Origin of the sequence: Formosa sp. L2A11, assembly GCF_009796865.1 — a bacterium.
In the GTDB taxonomy this organism is placed as follows: Bacteria; Bacteroidota; Bacteroidia; order Flavobacteriales; family Flavobacteriaceae; genus Formosa.
The window spans coordinates 2514257-2535981 of record NZ_CP047028.1 but is presented as its reverse complement, the minus strand read 5'-3'; the positions used below and the strand labels follow the sequence as shown (position 1 = coordinate 2535981).

The following is a 21725-nucleotide window of genomic DNA, read 5'->3' as shown; positions in this document are numbered from 1 at the left end:
ATGTTTTCACATTGGCTTTTTATTATAAATTCAAAATTAAATGTTAAACGTTGAATAAGAAATGCATAACATCTCCATCCTTAACAACATAATTTTTTCCTTCTACTCTCATTTTTCCTGCTTCTTTCACTTTTGCTTCACTTCCGTAGGTTACAAAATCCTCGTAAGCAATAACTTCAGCACGAATAAATCCTTTTTCAAAATCGGTATGAATTACTCCGGCTGCTTGTGGTCCTGTTGCTCCGATATCTATTGTCCAAGCACGAACTTCTTTTACACCTGCCGTAAAATATGTTTGTTGATTTAATAATTTATATGCCGAACGAATTAATTTTGATGCTCCAGGCTCGTCTAAACCTATATCTTGTAAAAACATCTGGCGCTCTTCAAAATCGTCTAACTCATTAATATCTGCTTCTGTTCCGACTGCCAAAACTAAAACTTCAGCATCTTCATCTTTTACTGCTTCTTTTACAAGATCTACATACGCATTTCCTGAATTCGCAGCAGCCTCATCTACATTACATACATACATTACTGGTTTTGCTGTAATAAACTGAGAAGGTTCTACAAATTCTAAATATTCATCTTCTTCAAATTCAAGTGCACGAACAGAAACACCTGCCTCTAAATTATTTTTAATCTTTAACAAGACAGCTTCTTCTTTTTGAGCTTCTTTATTTCCTGTTTTTGCTGCACGTTTAACTTTTTCAAGTTTTTTATCAACTGTTTCCAAATCTTTCAACTGTAATTCCATGTCGATAGTTTCCTTGTCTCGAATTGGATCTACATTTCCGTCTACATGCACAATATTATCATTATCAAAACAACGTAAAACATGAAGAATTGCGTCTGTTTCTCTAATATTTGCCAAGAATTGATTTCCTAAACCTTCACCCTTACTTGCTCCTTTTACCAAACCGGCAATATCTACAATCTCTACAGTTGCGGGTAAAACACGTTCTGGATTTACTAATTCTTCAAGCTTCTCAAGTCTTGGATCTGGTACATTTACCACACCAATATTTGGCTCGATAGTACAAAATGGAAAGTTTGCACTTTGCGCTTTAGCATTAGATAAACAATTAAATAAAGTTGATTTTCCAACGTTTGGTAATCCTACAATTCCTGCTTTCATTTTTCTTTAGGTAATTAGGTTAAAGACACAAGAACCAAGCCTTTGGTTTTTGCGAGTGCAAATGTAAGTAATTATATGAATTTATTTTTATAAAAAGCAATCAAACCAATACAGGCTAGCTTAAGGCCATATAACATCGCTTAAACTCTTATTTAACACCTCATTAAAAGAAACTTAAATAAATTACAAGCATTAACGCTGCCAAGTATAAATTCGAGGTTAATATAAGGTATAAGATATTTAAATTAGATGTAAACGTATCTTTACACCATTAAATGAAGTGAAGCTACACGGTTTTTAACAGAAAGATTCTTCTATTATCTTTTTTTTCTACAGAAGCAAACGTTAAAAAGAAGACGATATAGATATTTATGAAGCGCTTTTAGCTACAGATTTAAGTTTAAACCATAAGCTTACAGAAAACTCAACACCTGCCCTTTTAATCAATTAGATGGCTAGAATAATGAAAAAAAAAAAAAAAAAAATCTGACAAAGGATATTTACTTCCCAGACTAGGATGAAATTTAGAAGGCAGTAGTTTTAGAAAACAAAAAAGCCAAGCAAATGCTCGGCTTTTTGTTAACATATAATCTTAATGATTTAATTATTAGGATGCATAAAACGTTGTTTCCCTAATAATTGCTCTTCTGTTTCTTCGTGATCTTCATCCGGAACACAACAATCTACAGGGCATACTGCTGCACATTGTGGCTCTTCATGAAACCCTTTACATTCAGTACATTTATCTGGAACGATATAATAAATCTCATCACTTACAGGTTCTTGAGACTCATCGGCATCAACCTGTTTCCCATTAGGAAGCACAACAGAACCATCTAAACCTGTTCCGTCTTTATATCTCCAATCGTCTGCGCCTTCATAAATCGCTGTATTTGGGCATTCTGGTTCACATGCACCACAATTTATACATTCGTCTGTTATTATAATTGCCATAGCGTTTTTCTTTTTCTAACTTTGTGCGGCTAAATTAAAGCCAAAACCTTTCATAACCAAATTAGACTATGAATTTAAAGCAAAGAATTAAAGCTTTTTCAAAATTAGGTGATTTTATAAGTCAGTTCTCAGACAAAAATATTCAGAAAAAAGAAAATATTCCTTTTAATGATTTATTTTTTGACGGCTTTAAGCATCAACTAAAACTAGCTCAAGAAAACAATAGATGGTTTAATACAGACAATTTAAACTTCTCTTTAAATGGATGGGCTAAATCTTTAACAGAAAACAATATTAACACCTGGTTAGAGAAGTATAACTTTAATACAGTTCCCCCAAAAAAGGTTGCGATTATTATGGCAGGAAATATTCCGTTAGTAGGTTTTCACGATTTTATATCGGTGCTAATTTCTGGGCACGACGTTGTTGTAAAGCAATCGTCTAACGACAAGCATCTTCTTCCTTTTTTAGCGAAATATTTAGAACATGTAGAACCAGAATTTAAATCTAAAATCACTTTTATTGAAGGTAAATTAGAAAATTTCGATGCCGTAATAGCAACAGGAAGCGATAATACTGCACGTTATTTTGAATATTATTTTAAAGACAAACCTTCTATAATAAGAAAAAACAGAAATTCTGTTGCTATACTTACAGGAAACGAAAACAATGAAGAATTAGAAGGTCTAGCAGAGGATATTTTTAGATATTATGGATTAGGTTGCAGAAATGTATCTAAATTATATGTTCCTAAAGATTATGATTTTCAAAACTTTTTTCAAGCCATGTATAAATGGAAAGACGTTATTAACGACCATAAATACGCTAATAATTACGATTACAACAAGGCTGTATACTTAATGAGTGAATTTGATATACTAGAAAATGGATTCTTAATGATTAAAGAAGACTCTAGCTTCTCTTCTCCTATTGCAACTATATTCTATGAATACTACAACGATGTAATTGAGCTTAAAAAGCATTTAAATTCAAGAAAAACAGACATCCAATGTATTGTTTCTAAGAATCTTATCGATTACGAAATTGTTTTCGGAAACACACAAACGCCAAACCTATGGGATTATGCAGATAACGTTGATACTGTGGAGTTTTTATTAAAAATTTAGCATAAAAAATATTAATTTTATTATATAAATTCATCAATTATTTAGCACCTTTGTGCTTATCACATAATAATCGAAATAATGAAAAAACACAATTTTAGTGCTGGCCCTTGTATCCTTCCTCAAGAAGTTTTACTAAAAGCTTCAGAAGCCGTAATCGACTTTAACAACAGCGGCTTATCTTTAATAGAAATATCGCACAGAAGTAAACCATTTATAGAAGTTATGGATACTGCAAGTGCTTTAGCTTTAGAATTACTAGGCTTAGAAGGTAAAGGCTACAAAGCATTATTTTTACAAGGTGGCGCAAGTACTCAATTTTTAATGGCTGCTTACAATTTATTAGAAAACAAAGCAGGTTATCTAAACACAGGAACTTGGGCTGCAAAATCTATAAAAGAAGCTAAACTTTTTGGAGATGTTACAGAAATAGCTTCATCTAAAGATGCAAACTACAACTATATTCCAAAAGGATATACTGTACCTTCAGACTTAGATTATTTCCACTGTACATCTAACAACACTATTTTTGGTACACAAATAAAAGAATTCCCTACTAGTCCAGTACCAATGGTATGCGACATGAGTAGTGATATATTTTCTAGAACATTAGATTTTTCTAAATTCGATCTTATTTATGCTGGAGCTCAAAAAAACATGGGACCTGCAGGAACAACTTTAGTTGTAATTAAAGAAGATATGTTAGGAAAAGTAACTAGAAAAATTCCTTCTATGTTAGACTACAAAAATTTTATAGACAAAGACAGTATGTTTAATACACCTCCTGTTTTTGCAGTTTACACTTCTATGTTAACCTTACAATGGTTAAAAGATTTAGGTGGAATTGCTGCTATAGAAAAAGAAAACGAAAAGAAAGCACAGTTAATGTATTCTGAAATAGACTTAAATCCTTTATTTAAAGGATTTGCTGCTAAAGAAGATCGTTCTAACATGAATGCGACTTTTAATTTAGTAGACGATAAGTTAACTGCAACTTTTGACGCAATGGCAAAAGAAGCAGGAATGAACGGTATTAACGGACATAGAAGTGTTGGAGGTTACAGAGCTTCTATGTACAATGCTTTACCTTTAAGTAGTGTAGGTGCTTTAGTTGAAGTAATGAGTGAATTAGAAAGAAAAGCATAATAAATATTAATCAATAAAATATCAGTCATTTAAAAATGACGACAAATCTTATGAAAGTATTAGCAAACGACGGTATCTCTCAAAGCGGAATTGATGCCTTAGAAAAAGATGGATTTGAAGTTATCACAACAACGGTAGCACAAGAACAATTAATCAATTACATAAACGAAAACCAAATCGATGTATTATTAGTTAGAAGTGCAACTACTGTACGTAAAGACTTAATAGACGCCTGCCCTAGCCTAAAAGTTATTGGTCGTGGGGGTGTTGGTATGGACAACATTGATGTTGCTTATGCTCGCGAAAAAGGATTAAAAGTTATTAATACACCAGCAGCTTCTTCTCACTCTGTTGCAGAATTAGTATTTGGTCACTTATATGGTTTATCTCGTTTCTTACATAACTCTAACAGAGAAATGCCTTTAGAAGGAGACAAAAACTTTAAAGGTTTAAAGAAAGCTTACGCTAAAGGAACTGAATTAAAAGGAAAAACATTAGGTGTTTTAGGTTTTGGTCGTATTGGTCAAGCTACAGCTAAAGTTGCTTTAGGAGCAGGAATGAAAGTTGTTGCTTTCGATCCTTTCTTAGAAAAAGCTGATTTAGAATTAGAATTTTTTGATGGACAAAAAGTAAGTTTTGAAATCAAAACAATATCTAAAGAAGATGTTTTAAAACAAGCAGATTTCTTAACACTACACGTACCTGCACAAGATGGCTACGTAATTGGTGAAGCTGAATTAAACAGCATGAAAGATGGTGCAATTTTAGTTAACGCTGCTCGTGGTGGTGTTGTAGATGAAATTGCTCTTGTTAAAGCAATTGAAAGTGGTAAAATTTCTAGAGCCGCTCTAGATGTTTACGAAAAAGAACCACAACCAGAAATGGGATTATTAATGAACCCCGCTTTATCGTTAACACCTCACACTGGTGCTGCGACAAATGAAGCACAAGATAGAATTGGAACAGAATTAGCACAACAAATTGCTAGCATTCTTTTATAAGTCTATTTAAAATATAAATTTTTATTAAAAACCGTCTGAAGTTATTTAGACGGTTTTTTTTATGCGTTTTATTTTTCGTTAATTTTTCACCGTTATTCTGAATTTGTTTAAAAATCAGACCTAATTAAGAAACATGAGTCACGGTTAATAATTAACCTTGAGTGCTTAAAACAATTCAAGATTAACGAGTAGCAAACAATCTTACAAAAGAAAGCTCCTCTTAATAGGTTAAGAAAGAAGTAAAATTATATAAATAAATATGTTTTTTAAAGCCTAGAATCGCTTTAAATAGAATCTCAACACACTTTACTCTTCTTCAAAGAAATCATCTTTAAAACCTATTAAATAAAGTTTTTCTTTAGCACGCGTTACAGCCGTATATAACCAACGTAAGTAATCTTTATCTATACCATTTGGCAAGTACGGTTGCTCTACAAAAACAGTATTCCACTGTCCACCTTGAGATTTATGGCAAGTTATGGCGTAAGAAAATTTAACCTGTAAGGCATTAAAGAACTTATTAGATTTTACTTTCGTGAATTTTTTATAATTACTGGTTTCATCTTCATAATCTTTCATCACTTCTTGATATAACCTATTAGATTCCTCATAAGGCAATGAAGGTGTTTCTGCAGTAATGGTATCTAAAAGCAACACGGTTTCAAAAGGAATCATTCGCGGATAATCTACCATTCTTACTTTCACTTCAGCAAAACGAAAACCGTATAATTCTTTAATTGAAAAAATTTCTAAGACTTCAACAATATCACCATTTGCAATAAATCCTGCTTCTGTAGATGGTTTTAACCAATAATAATTATTCTTAACAACCATTAAATAATCGCCCGCAGAAAGTTCGTTTTCATTAAATAAAATACGATTCCTAATTTGCTGATTATAAAGGTTTGCGCGCTTGTTACTTCTAACAATAATTGCAGTCTCTTCGTTTCCTAAATCACTGTAACAATCATTTATTGCGTCCATTATTTCCTGACCGTCTACTAGCCGGATAATGTCTTTAAAAGGGTTCACATCAAACTTAAAACTTTCAAAAAACTCACCAGATAATGTTTCTCTAAGTATAGTGGCATTAAATAAAATTCCAGAATCTTGATTTTGTCTAACCACTTCATCTAACTCAATACTAACAACTTCCTTATCGTAATTTAAACTAATAGCTTCAGGTTCTAATGCCGGACTAATATCTAATTTTACTGGTGGTAACTGCGCTGTATCTCCTATTAATAATAATTTACATTGATGGCCACTATACACATATTGCATTAGATCGTCTAACAACGAACCGTTTTCGAACAGTTTAGATTCTCCTGCAGTATCAGATATCATTGAAGCTTCATCAACAATAAAAATAGTGTCCTTATGTTTGTTTGGTTGCAGCACAAATTTTACGCCTCCACCTTTATCTTTACGAGGAAAGTATATCTTTTTGTGTATTGTAAATGCTTCTTTTTTAGAATAATTAGAAATAACTTTAGCTGCACGACCGGTTGGAGCCATAAGCACAGCACTTTTCTTAATTTGCCACAAATTACTCACTATAGTGCTGACTATCGTGGTTTTACCTGTTCCGGCGTACCCTTTTAGCACATAAAGTGATTTTGGGTTGGTATTAAAAATAAATTCAGATAATTGAATTAATACAATATTTTGTTTCGCGGTTGGATTGAACGGAAATGCCTGTTTTATAAGGGAATAAAATTGAGATGTATTCATTTATGGGACTTCATAAAAAATTTTATTCAAAGATAGTAATGATTTTTACTCTCTTAGGTTTTTACGAATAAAAAAAAATTGTAGATTTGCGTTAGACCTTAAATAAAATTTAATTAACAAAAAACACTATGCTTACAATAATTCTTATTGCAGTTGCTTCTATCCTGCTAACGATTGGTTTAGTTTGGCTGATTGACAAATTTTTACCAACTAGTTTAAAACCTGTTATAATTATTGCACTATGGGCACTTATCGCCTTTTTGGGATACCAAACGTACATGTCGGTATACACGCCAATTCAATTTAACAAAATTAAGAAACAGCGTTATGCAGCAGTAATTGAAAAACTTATTGACATTAGAGATGCTCAATTAGCTCACAAACAAGTTACAGGTAAATTTGCAGGAGATTTTGAACATTTAATTAAATTTATTGATACAGCAAAATATACAATTACTCAACGTCGTGATTCTACTATAATTGACGAAGAAATGACAAAGAGATATGGTGGTGTAGAAACTACAAAAGATATTATTATTATTGATACGCTAGGTTTTGTTTCTGTAAAAGATTCTTTATTCAAAACATCGCCTCGTTATAAAACCATGATGAATCTTCCTAAAGGCATTGGACCAGAAGGTGCTAAATTTAAAATGGAAGCTGGAACTATAGATCAAAACGATATTAAGATTCCTGTATTTGAATCTTCTGTTAAGAAAAGTGTTATCCTTTTCGACCAAGATCCAGATTTAGTTGTTCAAGAAAACCAAGTAATTGCGGTAGACGATGTAAACGGAGATGCTTTAATGGTAGGATCTATGTCTGAAGTTAAAACAAACGGAAACTGGCCTAAAACTTATGGCGACGACGAATAATAGCACACATAATACAACACATATAGAATTGTCCATTCAAATTAGTTTGAGTGGACTTTCTTTTTGTATATTAAATTCAGAAACACAAGAGGTTGAAGTTTTAAATCATAAAGATTTTAAGAAGCACGAAACACCATACAGATTATTAGAGCATGTAAAATCTTTATTTGAAAACGAAACATGCTTGCAACAAGAATTTAGTAACATACAAATTATTCATAGTAACGAATTATCTACCTTAGTCCCTAGTCCCCTATTTAGTAAAGATCGTTTAGCTGATTATTTAAAATACAACTCTAAAATTTTAAAATCAGATTTCATTACTTTTGATGCAATAGAAATAAACGATAGTATAAATGTTTACGTGCCTTACGTAAACGTAAATAATTTTATTTACGAACAATTTGGCGAATTTACGTTTAAACATTTCTCTACAGTATTAATAGAAAGTATCTTACAAATAGAGAAAAATGCAGACCAACCAAAGTTATACATTCATGTTGGCCCTAAAAATTTCGAAATATTAAGCGTAGCAACTGGTATGTTACAGTTTTATAATTCTTTTGAATATAGCAGTAAAGAAGATTTTATTTATTATCTACTATTCACTTTAGAACAATTAAAACTAAACCCAGAAACTATTCCATTAGTTTTTGTGGGAGACATAGAAGAAAATAGCGATTTATACGATATTGCTTATAAATATGTTCGCCATGTATCATTTGGTAAGCATAAAAATAATTTCACCTTTAATAAACAACCAAAAACTCAACATGCCGAGTTTATCATCTTAAATAGTTTTTAATGCGAATAATATCTGGATTATACAAAGGAAGAAGAATTACAGCTCCTAAAAAGCTACCCGTTCGCCCTACAACCGATATGGCTAAAGAAGCCCTATTTAATATTTTAAATAATACATATTATTTTGATGATATTTCTGTGCTTGATTTATTTGGAGGTATTGGAAGTATAAGCTATGAATTTGCCTCTAGAGGGACAACACAAATAACGTGTGTAGATCAAGAATTAGGCTGTACAAAATTTATAAGCGAAACTGCAGAAGGTTTTGAAATGCCCATTGAAGTTATAAAAAGCGATGTATTTAAGTTTTTAGAACAAACCACAATTAAAGCAACTATAATATTTGCAGATCCGCCTTACGCCTTTCCTTTAGAAGAATTTTCTAAAATTCCAGAATTGGTGTTTAAAAATAATTTATTAGAAGATGAAGGTCTTTTAGTTGTAGAGCATTCTAAACATACAGATTTATCTAATTTAGAATATTACAACTATTCTAAAAGTTATGGAGGAAACATGTTTAGCTTTTTTAAAAAACCAGAAAGTACGACTGAAGATTAGTTAAAAGTAAACATCTTCTTGTTTTTTTTTTTAATATAATACTGTAAATCAATAAATTAAACCTAAGAAAACGAGTGAAATAGCACTACAACTCAAACGTTTTAAAATTAATTTAAAAAATAATATCATAATTTTTGTTAAAATTAATATAAAAGATGTAATTTTATAGAGCTTTTAATGCTTTAATTATGAAAAAAATATTTTTATTTGCTTTTTCTCTAGTTGTAATGACTTCTTGTAAAGAACCTGTAAAACAATATACAACTTCGTCTCCTGAGATTGAAACAATAAAAACATTACATAAATATTTTGAAGACGGAAATTATGAAGGTTTAAAAGATTTATATTCTGAAGATGCAGAAATTTTCGAAAACTCTTTTGAGTCTAGACCTGTCGCAAATCTTATAACAGAAGGAAAAGATAGTCGTTCGTATATTGAAGATTACAACTTTAAAGAAGGTATTAAGTGCGAAATGATAATTAATGATGAAGGAGAAAAATGGGTAAATAGTTGGGCACATTGGAAAGGCACTCTTAAAGGAAGTAACAAACAAATTGAAATTCCTATTATTTCTCGTTTCTTATTTAAAGACGGAAAAATTGTAAAAGAATACAGCTATTGGGATAATTTACCAGGTTATGTCGCTTTTGAAGATTTAGCTTCAGAAAAATTAGAAAAACTAGAAAAAACGTTAGAAGAAGATAAATAGTATAATACCAACCAATATTTTTTTTATAACCAACCAACCAATATTAAAACAAAGCCCTTTTTTATAAACTAAAAAAGGGCTTGTTTATTTAAGTAAATCTATAAGCCGAATCCTGTACTTTTTCTAAAAAGAAAAAGCCCTTATCATTTATCTGAATGTATTATTACTAATACACTTTAGCTGCCCACCCTCCAACAATCGAGCGTGCCGCCCTCAAGCATTGGTATACATGGCATTGCACCACATAGAGTTTACCTGGTTTCACTACAGCATTACCTGTACATACTTTCTGTTGCACTTTTCCTAATCTCACGACTGGTGGCCATTAACCACTATGTTGCACTACGGTGTCCGGACTTTCCTCCACTCTATAAATAGAATAGCGATAAGGCGATTTACTTGACCGCAAAAATACAATAAATACCAACGTATACTATAAAACTCGCTTTTATTAAATTTGTGAAAATTGTTAATAACTCATGTTAATTTTAACGGACATAACTTTAAAATATAGCCCGAATTTTTAACTTTGTTGTTCTAAGTATTTCTATGGAACATTTTATAGTATCGGCTCGTAAATATAGACCCCAAACATTTAAAGATGTAGTTGGGCAACAAGCTATTACCAATACTTTAGTAAATGCCATAGAAAATAATCATTTAGCACAAGCACTACTATTTACAGGACCTCGTGGTGTTGGAAAAACAAGTTGTGCACGTATACTTGCTAAAATGATTAATAGTAAAGATAGTGAAGGTGATAATCTTGATGAAGATTTTGCTTTTAATGTCTTTGAACTAGATGCTGCTTCTAACAACTCGGTAGATGATATTAGAAATCTAACCGATCAAGTTAGAATTCCACCACAAATAGGTCAATATAAAGTTTATATTATTGATGAAGTACACATGTTATCTCAGGCCGCTTTTAATGCCTTTTTAAAGACTTTAGAAGAGCCACCAAAACACTGTATCTTTATTTTAGCGACTACAGAAAAACACAAAATCATTCCTACCATCTTATCTAGATGTCAGATTTTCGATTTTAAACGTATTACTGTTAAAGACGCTAAAAATTATTTAAAATATATTGCTAAAGAGCAAGGAGTTATTGCAGAAGATGATGCTTTGCATATTATTGCACAAAAAGCAGATGGCGCTATGCGTGATGCACTTTCAATTTTTGATCGTGTAGTTAGTTTTTCCGGTAAAAACTTAACCAGACAAGCCGTAACAGAAAATTTAAACGTTTTAGATTACGAAACCTTCTTTACAAGTACAGATTTTATTTTAGAAAACAATATTCCACAACTATTATTACAATTAAACAATACGCTGTCTAAAGGATTTGACGGCCAACATTATATTGCAGGTTTAGCGTCTCATTTTAGAGATCTATTAGTCTGTAAAACTCCACAAACCGTAGAACTCTTAGAAGTAGGAGAAGAAACGAAGCAGAAATATCTGGAACAGGCAAACAAATCGCCTCAAGCTCTTTTACTGAAAGGTATAGAGCTCGCCAACGACTGCGATCTCAAGTATAAGACCAGTAAAAACCAGCGACTCTTAGTCGAACTTTGCCTCATGCAGCTTGCCTCTATCACTTTTGATGGAGAAAAAAAAAATAGCAAACGCTTCATAATTCCACCTTCTTATTTCAGAGCAAAGGGTATTACTCCTATTCAGATTAATAAACCTACTACTCCAAACACTAATAATCAAGAAGTTAAGAAAGAACCAGTTAAAGTTGCATCACAACCAACTCCTGTTGCAAAAAAAGCAGTGACTTCTCAATTTTCAGATTCAACTATTCCAAAAATTGTATTATCTAAAGACAACAAACGTACTTCTGGATTATCTTTAAAAAGCATTCGTGCAAAAAAAGAGCATGAAATTAAACAAAATGAAGTTGTTTATGATGAAGTAAATCTACCCACAGACGATTTTACTGAAGAAGATATGCAAACTGCCTGGAAAGATTTTGTAAGTGTACTTGAAGCTGAAGGGAAGCATAATTTAGCTTCTATTTTATCTATAGACACACCAAAATTAAAAGGAAAAACAACCATGACCGTTGTATACCCTAATCAGACCAACAAAGTTGAAGTGGAAAGAAGTCAGTTTCACTTAATGAGTTTTATACGAAAACGTTTAAATAATTTTGAAGTCAGCTTAGACATTAAAATTAATGAAGAAAAGGAAAAACAATACGCTTATACGCCTCGTGAAAAATTCGAGAAAATGTGCGAAAAAAATCCTAGCTTAGAGCTTTTAAGAAAAACGTTCGATTTAGATGTTTAAAACTCCTATTAAAAATAGTTTTTGTTTTTTAGTACTGCTTTTAATTATTACATTTTCAAGTTGTGATGGACGTGACAAATCACATCAGGATCCAATGCAAATTTTAGCAAACAAAGACATGCTTACCTCCTTTTCTGAGCGCATAAATTATGTCCCTGAAAATGTTTATGAAACAGTAACCGATACTATTTTACACACGGGGTATAATGTACACATAAAAACGTATCCGGATATGACATCTAATATTCTTAAATCTAAAATTAAGGATAGTTTACATATTAAAACATTTTATAGAAATGCTATAGCAGATGTTACTGTAAAAGTTGAAAATAAAAACATATTTAGTCAAACCATTTCAAAAACATTTATCTCAGATAATATAAAAAATACATCTGAATTACTTCAACCATATATTTTAAAAAGTATTTGGATAGACGACGATCATGTTTCTTCTAAAGAAACTGTTTTATTAAATATTTTATACAGCAAACCAGAAGACGCTAAGCAAAATAAATCTTTTTTACTTACTATTTCTAAAACTGGAGATTACAAAATCACTGAAACTACAACTAAAATTTAAAGAGTATGTTAGGCTTAAAATTACCAACAGATCCAAGATGGGTAAATATCGTAGAAAAAAATGTGGAAGACATTTTAACAGATCATGCCTATTGCGAACAAAAAGCAACAAGTACTGCCATTTCATTAATTGTTAGTTTTCCTGAATATACAGAGTTAGTTCAAGAAATGGTAGCTTTAGTAAAGGAAGAAATTAGTCATTTTAAAATGGTTCACGATAAAATAATAGCCAATGGTTGGGTTTTAGGTCGAGACAGAAAAGATGAATATGTATTAAAACTCATTACATTTTTTCCTAAAGGCGGAAGCAGAACCACACAATTGGTACACAGATTACTTTATGCCGCTTTAATAGAGGCTAGAAGTTGTGAACGTTTTAGATTATTATCTGAAGAATTAAAAGATAAAGAATTAGCAGAATTTTATAGAAATTTAATGGTTAGTGAAGCCAACCATTACACCATGTTTTTAGGTTTTGCACGACAATACGGGAATAAAGATGAAGTTAATGAAAAATGGCAAAATCTTTTAGATTTTGAAGCTGAAATCATGGCCGATTTAAGTAAAAGTGAAACAATTCACGGGTAATTAAAACATAAAAAGTCCTCCTAAAAATTAATTTTCAGGAGGACTTTTATTTATTTGTTTGCAAATTCCTTTAAAACGTTAACCACATAATCTACTTCTTCTTTTGTATTGTAATGAGAGAACGAAAAACGGATAGATGGTTTATTAAAATCATCTTCATTTAATATCTCTGCCAAAACATGAGATCCTTTCTGGCTTCCGCTTTGGCAAGCACTTCCTCTAGAACATGCAATCCCTTTTAAGTCTAATTGAAATAAAAGTAATTGTGTTTTATGAGCTTCAAAAGGAAAACATACATTTAATATTGTATAGGCACTTTGCTCCAAGTTTGACGAATCTCCATTAAATGTAACTTCCGGAAAAGCTTTATTTAACTCTGAAATAAAATACGCCTTTAAAGCTGTAATATATTCACGATCAGATTCTAAATTTTTATAAGCTAATTTAAAAGCAGTTTCTAGTCCTACTATATTATGTATAGATTCTGTTCCTGCTCTTAGACCTCGCTCCTGCTCGCCTCCATGAATCGTAGCATGTATACCAGAATGTTTTCTTACAAAAGCAAACCCAACACCTTTTGGTCCGTGAAATTTATGAGCACTACACGCAATAAAATCTACAGGAATATCTTGTAAATCTATTGTATAATGTCCTACAGATTGTACAGTATCACAATGAAAAAGTACATTCTTAGACTGGCAAAGTTGGGCTACACGTTTTAGGTCTAAAACAGTTCCTATTTCGTTATTTACATGCATTAAACTTACCAATGTTTTTTCTTCAGACTGACTTAATAAAGTCTGCAATGCTTCAAAATTTATGTTTCCTTTAACATCTAAAGGGACATAATTTACTTCAATTTTATAGTTTTTCTTTAAAAAATCTACAGTGTGTAAAACGGCGTGATGTTCAATTTTAGATGTAATAATTCGTGTTACTCCCAAATCTCTTACAGCACTTAGAAGCACTAAATTATCAGCTTCAGTTCCGCCAGAAGTGAAGAAAATTTCGGCAGCGGTTACGTTTAATTCCTTGGCAATAGTCTTTCTAGCTGTTTCTACTATCGTTTTAGAAGCACGACCAAAACTGTGAGATGAGGACGGATTTCCATAAACTTCTGTCATTACATCTGTCATTTTTACAATAACATCTTCTCTAATTTTGGAAGTTGCAGCACTATCAAAATATACCTTTTTCATACCGCAAATTTACTCCAATTAAAATTATTTTCAATAAGTCTAATTATAATTTATCAAATCATTATTTTTGCAGCTAAATTAATTTCTATGCGTAAGTTATCGGTTATTTTCTGCTTAAGTTTATTTTCTGTATTGTCTTGTGACGATGGTGATATTATCACTGCTGATTTTGATTTTGACAGTACGTATGAAAGTTGTGGCGAGCTCGTATTTTTTAATACTAAAGATGATCCCTACGAATCTTTATCCTTACAAATTACAGATCCGGAACTTACACTTGCTGACCTTTTAGAAGTCGAAGACGATAATACACTTGTAACAACTATAGACATTAGTTCTTCAAATCCGTTTAACTATCGTGCATACGATGCAGATGCTTCAGATTATTTTTGTAACGACGTTCCGTCTTCTGACGTAACAATTACAACAGATTTAGAAAGCACATCTGGTGAAGCTACAATTACAACTATTTTAACAGAAGATGATAACGATGGTATTCCTGCAGATGTTGAAGATGAAAATTTAGATGGAGATAATGATCCGAGTACCAATCCTACAGATACAGATGGAGATGGAATTCCTGATTATTTAGATGATGATGATGATGGTGATAACATAAAAACAAGTAGTGAATCTCCTAATTACGATGAAGATGAAGGAGATTTTGTAGACTCTTTAGATACAGATGAGGATCGTATTCCTGATTATTTAGATGATGATGATGATGGAGATGGTGTATTAACCAGAGATGAAGAAAATAAAACACAAGACCAAAATCCTGCTAATGATATTACATTTAGTAGTATTGGTGCAGATTATTTAAATCCAGATGTAGCAACAACAGTTCCTGCAACAGCCTATAGACAACACACCATAGAGCAATCTTATGAGGTAACTACTGTACTTACCAATATTCAATTACCAGGTGTGAGTCAAGACGTGTTTTATTTAGGAACTTTAGATGATGATGACACAGAGACTGAACGTTATGTGACACCAGATTTTTAATCTAAAATCTGATCGGCATGTGCTTTTGTTTTTACTTTTAAGATAATGTCTTCAATAACACCTTCTTCATTAATTACAAAAGTGGTTCTGTGTATACCATCATATTCTCGTCCCATGAATTTTTTAGGTCCCCAAACACCAAAAGCATTGATTACCTTTTTGTCTTCATCGGCTAATAAAGGATATTGAAATTCATTTTTTGTTTTAAAATTAGTTTGGCGTTTTTCACTATCTGCGCTTACACCAAGAATTTCATAATTTAAAGCTTTAAAACGCTCATAATTATCTCTTAAGTTACAAGCTTCTGCTGTACAACCCGGTGTACTTGCTTTAGGATAGAAAAAAATCACTAATTTTTTACCTTTATAATCGTTTAAAGAAATTATATTGCCATCTTGATCCTTGGCAGAAAAATCTGGAGCTTTGTCTCCTATTTTTAAAGTTGTCATATTTATTAAATTTATACAAAAATACAATAATGACTAAACAAGAAAAAGTAGAGTTTGTTATAAATACATTAAAAGATTTATATCCAGAAATTCCAATTCCTTTAGATCATAAAGACCCTTATACTTTACTTATTGCTGTGTTAATGTCTGCGCAAAGTACAGACGTGCGTGTAAACCAAATTACTCCACTACTATTTAAAAAGGCCGATAATCCTTTTGATATGGTAAAACTTACTGTTGAAGAGATTCGTAATATTATTAGACCTGTAGGTTTATCGCCTATGAAAAGTAAAGGTATACATGGATTATCTCAAATTTTAATAGACAAGTATAACGGTGAAGTCCCTAAAACATACGAAGCACTGGAAGAATTACCCGCTGTTGGCCATAAAACAGCTGCTGTAGTATTATCTCAAGCTTTTGGTATTCCTGCATTTCCTGTAGATACACATATACAACGTTTAATGTACAGATGGAATTTAAGTAGCGGAAAAAATGTAGTTCAAACCGAAAAAGATGCTAAACGTTTATTTCCTGAAGCCTTATGGAACGACTTGCACTTACAAATTATTTGGTATGGACGCCAATATTCACCAGCACGCGGTTGGGATTTAGACAAAGACATTATTACAAAAACTATTGGTCGGAAATCTGAAATCGATAAATACTATAAATCAAAAAAGTCCTGAATTATCAGGACTTTTTTTTTATTTAGTTTATGCTAATTTTTAACTTTTGCTTATTACAATTTACAATGTGTAATGATTTTGAATAATCAAAAAGAAATTTTAAAGTTTCTTTTTTGGGGTTTAAATTAATTTGACATGAAGTCTTCGAGTAAAGTTTAGCCATCTATAATATTTTTAAATTTATATTATAACGAACATTTATTTACTTTATTGTATTAATTAACCAGAACCATATTATGCTTTTCTATAATTTTACGCATATTTATTAATGCATAACGCATTCTTCCTAAGGCTGTATTTATGCTAACTCCAGTTTTGTTCGAAATTTCTTTAAAACTCATATCATTATACATACGCATTAAAATCACTTCTTTCTGATCTGCTGGTAATTCATCAATTAACCTTCTAACATCAGATTCTACTTGATCTTTTATAATTTGTTTTTCTGCATTTAAAGACGAATCACTTAAAACAGAAAAAATACTAAACTCACCAGAATTATCAAATTTTGGCATCCTATTGTTCTTTCTAAAATGATCTATAACAAGATTATGAGCAATACGCATTACCCAAGGAATAAATTTCCCTTCTTCATTATAATTACCCATTTTAAGGGTGTTTATAACTTTAATAAAGGTGTCTTGAAAAATATCTTCAGCCACATCTCTATCAAAAACTTTAGAATAAATAAAACTGTAAATTTTCTGTTTATGCCTTATGATAAGAGTTTCTAAAGCATATTCGTTTCCTTGTATGTAATTGTTTACTAATACAGCATCAGTAATAAGTTCTTTTTGCATAATCAATTCCTTTTAAAACAAAAGAAGGTAGATCTTCTTAATGTAGGTTAAAATGTTTAAAAGTAATTATGCGGTATAGGCTGTATATTAAGAATTATTGATTTCAAATATATAAATATTCTTAAACAAATCACAAAGTTTTTTTTATAATTTATTTAACATTTTAAAGGACAACAATCTATTTTCTAAGCTGACATACTTATGTTATCTTTGTACACTATACTTAAAAACAGCTATGAGCAAGATCCTTTCTGAAGTAAATCCTAAAGAAAACATCATTATAAAAGGTGCAAAATTGCACAATCTTAAAAATATTGATGTAGTGATTCCTAGAAATAAACTTGTAGTTATTACAGGGCTTTCTGGGTCCGGAAAATCAAGTTTAGCGTTCGACACATTATATGCAGAAGGACAACGCCGTTACGTAGAAAGCTTATCGAGTTATGCTAGACAATTTTTAGGCCGACTTAATAAACCAAAAGTTGATTATATTAAAGGTATAGCACCAGCCATAGCGATTGAACAAAAAGTAAATTCTACCAATCCAAGATCTACTGTAGGTACCACGACAGAAATTTACGATTATTTAAAGCTATTGTTTGCAAGAATTGGTCGCACCTACTCTCCTGTTTCTGGACACGAAGTTAAAAAAGACACAGTTACAGATGTTATTTCATTTGTAAAAACATTTCAGGACGGTGACAAATTATTACTCCTCGCTCCTATTATTCTTGAAGAAGGTAGAGCTCTAAAAGATAAACTGAACGCTTTAAAACAACAAGGTTACGCCAGAATTAAAATTAACGAAGACGTTATTAGAATTGAAGAAGCACCTGAAGATGCAAAAGTTGAAACCATTGAATTGGTTATAGACCGAATTATTTTCAGAGATAATGAAGATTTCTTTAACCGTTTGGCAGATGCGATTCAGACTGCATTTTACGAAGGAAAAGGAACTTGCTCTATTCAGTCATTAAGCGATAATAATACACGCTCATTTAGTAATAACTTTGAATTAGATGGTATTACATTCTTAGAACCTAATGTACATTTATTCAGTTTTAATAATCCATATGGTGCTTGTCCTACTTGCGAAGGTTACGGAGATATTGTTGGCATAGACGACGATTTAGTAATTCCTAATACAGCACTCTCAATATTCGAAAATGCTATTTTTCCTTGGAGAGGAGAAAGTATGAGCTGGTTTAGAGACCAATTGGTAAACAATTCTCATAAATTTAATTTTCCTATTCATAAACCTTATTTTGAATTAACTGATGCACAAAAACAACTCGTTTGGGATGGAAATCAGTATTTTGAAGGCTTATCTAGTTTCTTTGCAGAGCTTGAGTCTAAAGCCTATAAAATTCAAAATCGTGTGATGCTTTCTCGCTATCGCGGAAAAACAAAATGTAAAACGTGCCAAGGGAAACGCTTACGTGTAGAAGCAAACTACGTTAAAATTGGAGGTAAAACCATTACAGATTTAGTAGAATTACCTTTCGATAAATTAGCTGTATTTTTTAAACAATTAGAATTAAATGAAAATGATACTACAATTTCAAATCGCTTATTAAAAGAAATAAATAGCAGATTAGAATTTTTATCTAACGTTGGACTTAATTATTTAACACTAAACAGACGTTCTAATACATTGTCTGGAGGTGAAAGTCAGCGTATAAACTTGGCCACATCTTTAGGAAGTAGCTTAGTGGGTTCTATGTATATTTTAGATGAACCAAGTATTGGATTACACCCAAAAGATACAGAGCGCTTAATTGATGTTTTAAAAGCACTTCGTGATTTAGGAAACACGGTTATCGTTGTAGAGCACGACGAAGATATTATGCAAGCTGCAGACGAAATTATAGATATTGGACCAGAAGCAGGAACTTTTGGTGGTGAAGTTGTAGCTACAGGAACTTATAAAGATATTTTAAATTCAGAATCTCTGACTGCTAAATATTTAAATGGTGTAATGGAAATTAAAGTACCCAAGAAACGTATTACATCTAAATACCAGATTGAAATTCTTGGTGCTCGCGAAAATAATTTAAAAAATGTAAATGTTACATTTCCATTAAACATGTTAACCGTAGTTACGGGTGTTTCTGGTAGCGGAAAAAGTACATTGGTTAAAAAAATTCTTTATCCTGCTATCCAGAAAGCACTAACAGGATTTGGAGATAAACCTGGACAATTTTCAGAATTAAAAGGAAATTATAGTACCATAAAAAACATCGAGTTTATAGATCAGAATCCTATTGGGCGTTCTTCCCGATCTAATCCAGTAACTTACGTTAAAGCTTACGATGATATTAGGAACCTATATGCAAATCAAAAATTAAGTAAAATTCGCGACTACAAAGCCAAGCATTTCTCTTTTAATGTAGATGGCGGACGTTGCGAAACCTGTAAAGGTGAAGGTGAAGTCACTATAGAAATGCAATTTATGGCAGATGTGCATTTACAGTGTGAAACCTGCCACGGAAAACGTTTTAAAAAGGAAGTTTTAGAAGTTACGTTTCATGATAAATCTATAGACGACGTCTTGAATATGACGATTGATGATGCCATTACATTCTTCGATTTACATAAAGAAACCAGAATTAAAAACAAGTTACAGCCACTACAAGATGTTGGTTTAGGTTATGTTACTTTAGGGCAAAGCTCTTCTACCCTTTCCGGTGGTGAAGCACAACGTATTAAATTGGCAACGTTTTTAGGTAAAGGAAATACAAAAGAAAAAGCACTCTTTATTTTCGATGAACCTACAACGGGATTACATTTTCACGATATACAAAAACTATTAAAATCGTTTAGAGCTTTAATAGAAAAAGGGCATTCTATAATTGTTGTAGAGCACAATTTAGAACTTATAAAATGTGCCGATTACATTATAGATCTTGGTCCTGGAGGTGGTGAATATGGAGGCGAAGTTGTTGCTTTTGGAACACCTGAAGAACTTGTAAAAAACAAAAAAAGCGTGACAGCAAAATATCTTAAAGATAAAATTTAAAACGTTTATTTAGTAAAACAAAAATGCAGCTGTTCCTATAATAGCAAAGGCAACAGGAATAACTAACGATATAAATACCACCGAAATTAATATTGCTTTTACAAAGCTTGTACGTTTTCTAGATTTATAAAATTTACGAATAGCAAAATATAAATACAGAAAACTTAATATAAGTATAAGCATATTTGAAAAGCTTGGTAATTCTACCATAAAATGAATAATAGTAAAACAACTAAACATTATAAATAGAAAAGCAAAGTAGTATAAACTAAAGACTAAATGTTGAGCAAATTTCCTTTTCTTATAATGCATTAACATTAAAAAGAAAGCAAATACAGGTAGTAATACAAATAACGAAAGAGGTACATAATTATAAAATGTATCTATTAAAGAGCTACTACTTCTGTGCTTATAAAATTTAAATATTTGAGAATAAAACTTTTTCTCGAAAGTACCTGCCTCTGGATCTACGCCTAAACCTTTTAAAACGCGATCTCCTGTTGCTCCTACCTTTACTAAAGAATCTAAAGTCTTCCTATTTAATAATATTTTATTGCCATTATCTATTTGCATTTCAATATTATCAGTACTTTCTTTAATTGCAATAGCATCTTGTAAAGTATCTGTTTTAGTAAACGCATCATCTACTGTTTTAAAATTCGCTTGTACCTCTGCATTTATACGTTTTTCTTGTTCTGTAACTTCAAAAGAAAATAAAAAGAAAAATACAATACTAGCAAACAGATAAAATTGTGCAGGATTTAAATATTTTAAACGCTTTCCTTCAACAAATTGTTCTGGTAAAAATCCTGGTTTAAAAAGTAAAGGCAAAAAACTCTTAAAAAAACGTGCATCTACAGAGAAGTAATTATTAATGGTATTTTTAAAAACATCACTAACCGTTAGTTCTTCATGATAATTCTGTCCGCAATTGGGACAAAATTTAAAATCATCATCAAAACTAAAATTACAATTTTTACAGGTTTTACTCATAAATAGAATTAAAATATCTAAAAAGTGAAGATAAGTAACTTTTTAAAATATCTTAT

Annotated in this window: 20 protein-coding genes and 1 other RNA gene; 13 read left to right on the top strand and 8 right to left on the bottom strand. The window is 31.3% G+C overall.

Features of this window, described 5'->3' with window-relative positions:
* Positions 1–43: 43 nt before the first annotated feature.
* On the bottom strand, positions 44–1138 hold the full coding sequence (gene ychF / locus GQR95_RS10995; protein ID WP_159023203.1) for a redox-regulated ATPase YchF: 1095 nt from the start codon (positions 1136–1138) through the stop codon (positions 44–46).
* Between the two features lie 600 nt (positions 1139–1738).
* Positions 1739–2092 (bottom strand): 4Fe-4S dicluster domain-containing protein, encoded by a 354-nt coding sequence (locus GQR95_RS10990; protein ID WP_159023202.1) that lies wholly within the window; start codon positions 2090–2092, stop codon positions 1739–1741.
* A gap of 68 nt (positions 2093–2160) precedes the next feature.
* On the opposite strand from GQR95_RS10990, the gene GQR95_RS10985 reads away from it, so the two are divergent.
* The 3 genes from GQR95_RS10985 to GQR95_RS10975 all read left to right on the top strand — a co-directional run bounded on the left by GQR95_RS10985 (position 2161) and on the right by GQR95_RS10975 (position 5363).
* Positions 2161–3219, top strand: coding sequence for an acyl-CoA reductase (locus GQR95_RS10985; RefSeq protein ID WP_159023201.1), 1059 nt, complete (start codon positions 2161–2163; stop codon positions 3217–3219).
* A 78-nt stretch (positions 3220–3297) separates the two neighbouring features.
* Complete coding sequence (serC, locus tag GQR95_RS10980) at positions 3298–4362, top strand: 3-phosphoserine/phosphohydroxythreonine transaminase (RefSeq protein WP_159023200.1); 1065 nt, start codon at positions 3298–3300, stop codon at positions 4360–4362.
* Positions 4363–4412: 50 nt separating this feature from the next.
* Entirely contained in the window at positions 4413–5363 is a 951-nt protein-coding gene (locus GQR95_RS10975) for a D-2-hydroxyacid dehydrogenase (RefSeq protein ID WP_159023199.1), read from the top strand.
* A gap of 306 nt (positions 5364–5669) precedes the next feature.
* Here the strand turns inward: GQR95_RS10975 and GQR95_RS10970 are convergent, their stop codons facing one another.
* Entirely contained in the window at positions 5670–7097 is a 1428-nt protein-coding gene (locus tag GQR95_RS10970; protein ID WP_159023198.1) for an ATP-dependent RecD-like DNA helicase, read from the bottom strand.
* Between the two features lie 128 nt (positions 7098–7225).
* Here GQR95_RS10970 and GQR95_RS10965 point away from each other — a divergent pair, with 128 nt between their 5' ends.
* The 4 genes from GQR95_RS10965 to GQR95_RS10950 all read left to right on the top strand — a co-directional run bounded on the left by GQR95_RS10965 (position 7226) and on the right by GQR95_RS10950 (position 10044).
* Positions 7226–7972 carry a hypothetical protein gene (locus GQR95_RS10965; RefSeq protein ID WP_159023197.1) on the top strand — a complete coding sequence of 249 codons (747 nt, stop codon included), beginning with the start codon at positions 7226–7228 and terminating at the stop codon, positions 7970–7972.
* Positions 7956–8777, top strand: a complete 822-nt coding sequence (locus tag GQR95_RS10960; protein ID WP_159023196.1) for a DUF3822 family protein — start codon at positions 7956–7958, stop codon at positions 8775–8777. The genes GQR95_RS10965 and GQR95_RS10960 overlap by 17 nt, the downstream gene beginning before the upstream one ends.
* Positions 8777–9334, top strand: coding sequence for an RsmD family RNA methyltransferase (locus tag GQR95_RS10955; protein ID WP_159023195.1), 558 nt, complete (start codon positions 8777–8779; stop codon positions 9332–9334). The genes GQR95_RS10960 and GQR95_RS10955 overlap by 1 nt, the downstream gene beginning before the upstream one ends.
* Before the next feature lie 188 nt (positions 9335–9522).
* Positions 9523–10044 carry a nuclear transport factor 2 family protein gene (locus tag GQR95_RS10950; protein WP_159023194.1) on the top strand — a complete coding sequence of 174 codons (522 nt, stop codon included), beginning with the start codon at positions 9523–9525 and terminating at the stop codon, positions 10042–10044.
* An 85-nt stretch (positions 10045–10129) separates the two neighbouring features.
* On the opposite strand, the gene rnpB is transcribed toward GQR95_RS10950, so the two are convergent.
* An RNA gene (rnpB, locus tag GQR95_RS10945) (RNase P RNA component class A) lies at positions 10130–10446 on the bottom strand.
* Positions 10447–10593: 147 nt separating this feature from the next.
* Here rnpB and GQR95_RS10940 point away from each other — a divergent pair.
* From GQR95_RS10940 to GQR95_RS10930, 3 genes are read left to right on the top strand one after another with little or no spacing between them, the layout of a single operon-like run.
* Positions 10594–12345: a DNA polymerase III subunit gamma/tau gene (locus GQR95_RS10940; RefSeq protein ID WP_159023193.1), complete on the top strand. Its 1752-nt coding sequence runs from the start codon at positions 10594–10596 to the stop codon at positions 12343–12345.
* Entirely contained in the window at positions 12338–12925 is a 588-nt protein-coding gene (locus GQR95_RS10935; RefSeq protein WP_159023192.1) for a hypothetical protein, read from the top strand. Before GQR95_RS10940 ends, GQR95_RS10935 begins: the two co-directional genes overlap by 8 nt.
* A gap of 5 nt (positions 12926–12930) precedes the next feature.
* The gene (locus tag GQR95_RS10930) at positions 12931–13512 is read left to right on the top strand and encodes a tRNA-(ms[2]io[6]A)-hydroxylase (protein ID WP_159023191.1); all 582 of its coding nucleotides are present in this window, start codon (positions 12931–12933) and stop codon (positions 13510–13512) included.
* Positions 13513–13562: 50 nt separating this feature from the next.
* On the opposite strand, the gene GQR95_RS10925 is transcribed toward GQR95_RS10930, so the two are convergent.
* Complete coding sequence (locus tag GQR95_RS10925) at positions 13563–14711, bottom strand: cysteine desulfurase family protein (RefSeq protein WP_159023190.1); 1149 nt, start codon at positions 14709–14711, stop codon at positions 13563–13565.
* An 87-nt stretch (positions 14712–14798) separates the two neighbouring features.
* On the opposite strand from GQR95_RS10925, the gene GQR95_RS10920 reads away from it, so the two are divergent.
* Positions 14799–15719: a hypothetical protein gene (locus tag GQR95_RS10920; RefSeq protein WP_159023189.1), complete on the top strand. Its 921-nt coding sequence runs from the start codon at positions 14799–14801 to the stop codon at positions 15717–15719.
* On the opposite strand, the gene bcp is transcribed toward GQR95_RS10920, so the two are convergent.
* Entirely contained in the window at positions 15716–16168 is a 453-nt protein-coding gene (bcp, locus tag GQR95_RS10915; protein ID WP_159023188.1) for a thioredoxin-dependent thiol peroxidase, read from the bottom strand. The genes GQR95_RS10920 and bcp overlap by 4 nt on opposite strands.
* Before the next feature lie 29 nt (positions 16169–16197).
* Here bcp and nth point away from each other — a divergent pair, with 29 nt between their 5' ends.
* Positions 16198–16857 (top strand): endonuclease III, encoded by a 660-nt coding sequence (nth, locus tag GQR95_RS10910; protein ID WP_159023187.1) that lies wholly within the window; start codon positions 16198–16200, stop codon positions 16855–16857.
* 215 nt (positions 16858–17072) lie between these two features.
* Here nth and GQR95_RS10905 read toward each other — a convergent pair whose 3' ends face one another.
* Positions 17073–17657, bottom strand: a complete 585-nt coding sequence (locus tag GQR95_RS10905; RefSeq protein ID WP_159023186.1) for an RNA polymerase sigma factor — start codon at positions 17655–17657, stop codon at positions 17073–17075.
* A gap of 235 nt (positions 17658–17892) precedes the next feature.
* Between GQR95_RS10905 and uvrA the strand changes: the two genes are divergently transcribed.
* Positions 17893–20676 (top strand): excinuclease ABC subunit UvrA, encoded by a 2784-nt coding sequence (uvrA, locus tag GQR95_RS10900; RefSeq protein WP_159023185.1) that lies wholly within the window; start codon positions 17893–17895, stop codon positions 20674–20676.
* 9 nt (positions 20677–20685) lie between these two features.
* Here the strand turns inward: uvrA and GQR95_RS10895 are convergent, their stop codons facing one another.
* On the bottom strand, positions 20686–21669 hold the full coding sequence (locus tag GQR95_RS10895; RefSeq protein WP_159023184.1) for a DUF3667 domain-containing protein: 984 nt from the start codon (positions 21667–21669) through the stop codon (positions 20686–20688).
* Positions 21670–21725: the final 56 nt, after the last annotated feature.

What these genes read in the sequence shown, in the direction of transcription:
- nth (WP_159023187.1), top strand. Translation starts at nt 16,198, where the DNA reads ATGACTAAACAAGAAAAAGTAGAGTTTGTTATAAATACATTAAAAGAT.
- GQR95_RS10920 (WP_159023189.1), top strand. Translation starts at nt 14,799, where the DNA reads ATGCGTAAGTTATCGGTTATTTTCTGCTTAAGTTTATTTTCTGTATTG.
- GQR95_RS10965 (WP_159023197.1), top strand. Translation starts at nt 7,226, where the DNA reads ATGCTTACAATAATTCTTATTGCAGTTGCTTCTATCCTGCTAACGATT.
- GQR95_RS10935 (WP_159023192.1), top strand. Translation starts at nt 12,338, where the DNA reads ATGTTTAAAACTCCTATTAAAAATAGTTTTTGTTTTTTAGTACTGCTT.
- uvrA (WP_159023185.1), top strand. Translation starts at nt 17,893, where the DNA reads ATGAGCAAGATCCTTTCTGAAGTAAATCCTAAAGAAAACATCATTATA.
- GQR95_RS10970 (WP_159023198.1), bottom strand. Translation starts at nt 7,097, where the DNA reads ATGAATACATCTCAATTTTATTCCCTTATAAAACAGGCATTTCCGTTC.
- GQR95_RS10930 (WP_159023191.1), top strand. Translation starts at nt 12,931, where the DNA reads ATGTTAGGCTTAAAATTACCAACAGATCCAAGATGGGTAAATATCGTA.
- GQR95_RS10990 (WP_159023202.1), bottom strand. Translation starts at nt 2,092, where the DNA reads ATGGCAATTATAATAACAGACGAATGTATAAATTGTGGTGCATGTGAA.
- GQR95_RS10925 (WP_159023190.1), bottom strand. Translation starts at nt 14,711, where the DNA reads ATGAAAAAGGTATATTTTGATAGTGCTGCAACTTCCAAAATTAGAGAA.
- GQR95_RS10975 (WP_159023199.1), top strand. Translation starts at nt 4,413, where the DNA reads ATGAAAGTATTAGCAAACGACGGTATCTCTCAAAGCGGAATTGATGCC.
- GQR95_RS10985 (WP_159023201.1), top strand. Translation starts at nt 2,161, where the DNA reads ATGAATTTAAAGCAAAGAATTAAAGCTTTTTCAAAATTAGGTGATTTT.
- GQR95_RS10940 (WP_159023193.1), top strand. Translation starts at nt 10,594, where the DNA reads ATGGAACATTTTATAGTATCGGCTCGTAAATATAGACCCCAAACATTT.
- serC (WP_159023200.1), top strand. Translation starts at nt 3,298, where the DNA reads ATGAAAAAACACAATTTTAGTGCTGGCCCTTGTATCCTTCCTCAAGAA.
- GQR95_RS10955 (WP_159023195.1), top strand. Translation starts at nt 8,777, where the DNA reads ATGCGAATAATATCTGGATTATACAAAGGAAGAAGAATTACAGCTCCT.
- ychF (WP_159023203.1), bottom strand. Translation starts at nt 1,138, where the DNA reads ATGAAAGCAGGAATTGTAGGATTACCAAACGTTGGAAAATCAACTTTA.
- GQR95_RS10905 (WP_159023186.1), bottom strand. Translation starts at nt 17,657, where the DNA reads ATGCAAAAAGAACTTATTACTGATGCTGTATTAGTAAACAATTACATA.
- GQR95_RS10960 (WP_159023196.1), top strand. Translation starts at nt 7,956, where the DNA reads ATGGCGACGACGAATAATAGCACACATAATACAACACATATAGAATTG.
- GQR95_RS10950 (WP_159023194.1), top strand. Translation starts at nt 9,523, where the DNA reads ATGAAAAAAATATTTTTATTTGCTTTTTCTCTAGTTGTAATGACTTCT.
- bcp (WP_159023188.1), bottom strand. Translation starts at nt 16,168, where the DNA reads ATGACAACTTTAAAAATAGGAGACAAAGCTCCAGATTTTTCTGCCAAG.
- GQR95_RS10895 (WP_159023184.1), bottom strand. Translation starts at nt 21,669, where the DNA reads ATGAGTAAAACCTGTAAAAATTGTAATTTTAGTTTTGATGATGATTTT.